The sequence below is a fragment of the Pseudomonas sp. Bc-h genome (genome assembly GCF_002080045.1).
GTDB lineage: Bacteria > Pseudomonadota > Gammaproteobacteria > Pseudomonadales > Pseudomonadaceae > Aquipseudomonas.
This window is the reverse complement of sequence record NZ_MUIN01000057.1, coordinates 1-355: the sequence shown is the minus strand read 5'-3', so window position 1 is coordinate 355 and position 355 is coordinate 1. Positions and strand designations below refer to the sequence as shown.

Annotated in this window: 1 protein-coding gene; it reads left to right on the top strand. The window is 48.2% G+C overall.

The annotated features are described in order from the left end of the window. The coding region (locus tag BWR59_RS31790) for an EamA family transporter (RefSeq protein WP_143491018.1) at positions 1 to 355 on the top strand (355 nt) is incomplete at both ends.

Sequence of the window (355 nt, the reverse complement as noted above, 5' to 3'; positions counted from 1 at the left end):
TTATTGGGGCGGCTTTTGTGCTTCCAATATTGCTGCGCTGGAAAGGCGCAAATTGGGCCGGCGTCAAAGAAATGGCGCCAATTGGGCTACTACTCTTTGCTACCAACGCACTTACGCTGATTTCATTGAAAACCCTTTCAGTGGTTCTTCTGATCACAATTGTGACCTGTGTGCCTGCGCTGGTGGGCATTCTGAACAATATTCTCGGTAGAGACTCGCTAAGCCGAAAGTTCTGGATAGGCTTTGTTATGTGCTTCTTGGGTGTTGTTCTGACCCTGAACTACAAAGATATATTCGTGAACGGTGTAGGAGTTGCCTGCGCCTTTGCCGCGGCACTTAGCTCATCCTTTTATAG